Source organism: Chamaesiphon sp. OTE_75_metabat_556 (genome assembly GCF_031378165.1).
Taxonomy (GTDB): Bacteria; Cyanobacteriota; Cyanobacteriia; order Cyanobacteriales; family Chamaesiphonaceae; genus Chamaesiphon.
The window spans coordinates 1-3,650 of the sequence record NZ_JANNDR010000386.1 but is presented as its reverse complement, the minus strand read 5'-3'; the positions used below and the strand labels follow the sequence as shown (position 1 = coordinate 3,650).

The 3,650-nt window shown below is 47.9% G+C and carries 5 protein-coding genes and 2 tRNA genes; 2 read left to right on the top strand and 5 right to left on the bottom strand.

All coding sequences use genetic code 11. The annotated features are described in order from the left end of the window. The 3 genes from RMO27_RS15605 to moaC form a co-directional block, all read right to left on the bottom strand. Nucleotides 1–661: chorismate lyase (locus RMO27_RS15605; protein ID WP_309734135.1), on the bottom strand; the 661-nt coding region annotated here is incomplete at its 3' end. Continuing rightward, on the bottom strand, nt 616–1,020 hold the full coding sequence (locus RMO27_RS15600) for an NIL domain-containing protein (RefSeq protein WP_309734134.1): 405 nt from the start codon (nt 1,018–1,020) through the stop codon (nt 616–618). The genes RMO27_RS15600 and RMO27_RS15605, both read right to left, overlap by 46 nt. A gap of 105 nt (nt 1,021–1,125) precedes the next feature. Further along, entirely contained in the window at nt 1,126–1,635 is a 510-nt protein-coding gene (moaC, locus tag RMO27_RS15595) for a cyclic pyranopterin monophosphate synthase MoaC (protein WP_309734131.1), read from the bottom strand. A gap of 37 nt (nt 1,636–1,672) precedes the next feature. On the opposite strand from moaC, the gene RMO27_RS15590 reads away from it, so the two are divergent. Together RMO27_RS15590 and RMO27_RS15585 are read left to right on the top strand one after the other, a co-directional pair. Then, nucleotides 1,673–1,745: transfer RNA gene (locus RMO27_RS15590), tRNA-Arg, on the top strand. An 83-nt stretch (nt 1,746–1,828) separates the two neighbouring features. Further along, nucleotides 1,829–1,901 (top strand) — tRNA-Arg (locus RMO27_RS15585). Between the two features lie 127 nt (nt 1,902–2,028). On the opposite strand, the gene RMO27_RS15580 is transcribed toward RMO27_RS15585, so the two are convergent. After that, the gene (locus RMO27_RS15580) at nt 2,029–3,078 is read right to left on the bottom strand and encodes a TIGR00730 family Rossman fold protein (protein WP_309734129.1); all 1,050 of its coding nucleotides are present in this window, start codon (nt 3,076–3,078) and stop codon (nt 2,029–2,031) included. Between the two features lie 294 nt (nt 3,079–3,372). After that, nucleotides 3,373–3,650: thioredoxin (gene trxA, locus RMO27_RS15575; RefSeq protein WP_309734128.1), on the bottom strand; the 278-nt coding region annotated here is incomplete at its 5' end.

Genomic DNA, 3,650 nt, shown 5'->3' with positions numbered 1-3,650 from the left:
TCAGCGTCAATGGCTGCCCGTGATGCCAGAACAAATAGTGCCGACCCCAGAATGGCCCACTCTCGCCAAAAGCTGTAGCCAAAGCTGGTGAATCACCATAGTAGATCCCCTGAACATCTCGATACAATTCCGTGCGTAACTTCGCCAAACTTGCCCAAATCGGCAACGATTTATTCTCTAAGTACTCATCAACATGGCGAGCCTCCCACCAGGAGGTGGCATAAGCCAACCTTTGTCCCGAAGCCGTCCGTAGCCACACCTGCCGCCGCACTCTCGGCCCTGGCACGACCTGTAACGAACTCGGCGCATCATCTTCATCCATCCCAATGGCGGACATATCGATCACATCTACTTCTGTCGGTTCCCCTGTCAGTAGTTGCAAATGTCGCGTTGGCGAACCATCCCCGAGTAGTAAAATCTGCCATGCTGGGGGGAGTTGCTGATGCGGTAATCCAGATTGGACGACTTCGGCTCCGCCTTGCCAGATCGGATCGAGAGCTTGCCAACCGGTAATCCTGGGAGTTTTAGTTCCGTCGTCGATCGCGATCGCCAAAATAGTTAATAAATCTTGATAGTACTTGCTACTATCATAGATCGATTTTCCAATTCGATCGCCTACAAGTTGGTAGAAATCGCGCCCACCGGACAAGTTGGGATACATTGTTCGCAGACGATACAACGCGATCGGGTAAAGTTGAGCTTGAAGGTATCGGGTACCAAATTGAGGGCTTCGGTGGGACATACGCCCGTACACAAGCCACAATCCACACAGACATCCTCATCGACATAGATTTCCTTATTTGCAGTCGAAACTTGAATGCCTTGCGATCGCATCCACTCGATCGACGCATCAAGCTCATCAATATCGCCAGCCAGTTCGACTACCAATTTCCCAATTTGATTGGGCGCGACCTGCGCGCGGATAATATTGGCAGCAATATTAAAATCTTTAGCCAGTCGATAGGCTACTGGCATTTGAATCGCCCGTTTGGGGAAGGTCAGAGTAACCCGTTTTTTCACAGTGGGAAATGGTAAAAAGGAACGCGAGATCGCAGTCAATGCTATCTTACGGTGTAACCGATTCCAAAAGCATCACTCGCAACTAAAATTTCTATTCACTATCCACTATCCACTTACAAAATCCGACTTCCCGCCAGTTTTACTAACTAACCGGATGTTTTCGATCTGCATCGACTTCTCCAAGGCTTTGGCCATATCGTACAGCGTCAAAGCCGCGATCGATACGGCTGTGAGTGCTTCCATTTCGACCCCAGTTTTGGCTTCGATCGTCACTATCGCTCGAATCTCGATGCCTGGTAAATCTGGATCGGGTGTTAATTCGACACTGACCTGACTCAGGGGGAGCGGATGGCAGAGGGGAATGAGATTGGCCGTTTGCTTGGCCGCCATGATGCCAGCAATCCGTGCGACACCTAAAACATCACCTTTAGGGGCATTGCCCGCTAGAATTGCGTCTAGAGTACTTGCAGACATGCGGACTCGACCTGCGGCGACTGCGGTGCGGGTGGTGACCTGCTTTTGGCCGACATCGACCATCTTGGCTTCGCCGCGATCGTTCAAATGCGTGAGTGAGGAATCCGATTGAGCTTCAATCCGATCAGAAAAATTTTGCATGATTAAGCTAAAGTATGTTATATTTGTTTGCTGGCTAGGGCGAGTAGTTTAGTGGATAGAGCGTCCGGCTACGAACCGGAAGGTCGGGGGTTCGAATCCCTCCTTGCCCACTAATTTAAGCTAAAAAGGTTTGAGTGTTCGCTCGAACCTTTTTAGTTTTTCCAAAAGGTGTGCTATATTTGAGAACGGACTAGGGCAAGTAGCTCAGTGGATAGAGCTTCTGACTACGGATCAGAAGGTCGGGGGTTCGAATCCCTCCTTGCTCATTATTTTGACGATCAATCGAAACACCACAGCTCCTGAATACGGATCGGGGGATACAGGCTTGAAAGCTAATAATTTCAACCTATTTAAATAACCCTGATGTTAAAACAGCAGGGTTATTTTGTTTGTTTACTTAGTTTCAGGATGAGTATTGAGACAAATATCTCCACCCATTTGATTGATTTTGCCAATCATTTGATATAGCCTGCCAAAGTCTCGCCGATCAAATTTGAACACCAGTCGCGGTAAAGCTGCGGTCGGATCGTCTAATTCATCCGCTAGAGCTGTAGTTTGAACGATGCTACCACTAGCAACTAAGTCACCAAACTCCCGATTGAGGAAATCTAGATCTCGATCGCAGATTGATACCTTCAATCTCATCACAAACAGATCGCCGACATAGCGACTGGAATGATATACCTGATAAAAGTTCCGAATTGTCTCTACTGCCGTTTGAATATCGTCAGTAATCGTATATAGACTCAGATCGTCTCGTCCAATTAAGCCAGTAGCCGCCAGGTGCTGACGCAGATAACGATCCCAGTCTCGCCAATAACTCCCGCCAGGTCGATCGATCAAGACGAGTGGGACGGGGCCATAACGTCCAGTCTGACATAATGTCAGCGTTTCCATCGCTTCATCCTGAGTGCCAAATCCACCAGGGAAAAGTGCCACTGCATCACTTTCTCGCAAGAAAAATAACTTACGGGTAAAAAAGTATTTAAACTCGATCGATTTGGGATCGCCAGAGATATACTTATTGGCACCTTGTTCGTAGGGAAGTTGAATATTCAAACCAAATGACTGTTCCACGCCCGCCCCAGCATTTGCAGCGGCCATAATCCCGCCCCCACCACCCGTAATCGCCATAAAGCCCTGCTGAGTAATCGCGCGGGCAAACTCCTCAGCCAGTTGATATTCTGGAGCTGTTTCGCTAGTGCGTGCCGAACCAAAAATTGCGACTTTGCGAGTATGTCGATAGGGATAGAATATCTCAAAAGCCCGCTCCATATCGCCCACAGATGCACTCAGAATCTTCCAATCCAACCTGTCGATGTCTGTCTCGGACAGCCGCACGATCGTTTCTAAGGTACGCTGAATCCACTTACCATTCTTTGTAGCTGGTAAGCGATCGATCGCGTTCATCAGGTCATTTTTGAGGTTAGTTAGCTCATCCATAGGTTAGTTCGAGATTATATGGCTCGCGCTCATGCAGCTTCGATCTTGATTAATCCCCGATTCACACTGAAAAGCGTCTCCAGCTAGATTCAGCTAGAGACGCTCTCCCATCGAACAAGAATATCGACCGAGCAGACTATTCTTGAGATTGGGACTCGATCGCTTGAAACTGTTGGCAATAGCTAGTAACGTCCAAAAGGGCGATCTCTAGCGATGGTTTTACCACGATCGGGTTAGTCAACTGTATCAATGTAGAGACGGGTTCGATCGAGACCGCACCAGATCGATCTTAGTCTAGAGATACTTTTCGACAGTATTCGACAGAGTTGCTTTGGGAACTGCGCCAACTACAGTATCGACTTTTTGGCCACCTTTAAAAATCATCAATGTCGGAATACTCCGAATCCCATATTGACTGGCTACATTTGGATTGTTATCGGTATTGAGCTTGTAAACTTTAATTTTGCCTTCGTATTGAGCGGCAATTTCATCAACTACTGGCCCGACCATCCGACAAGGGCCGCACCAAGGTGCCCAAAAATCTACTAATACTGGAATCTCACTATCAAGGA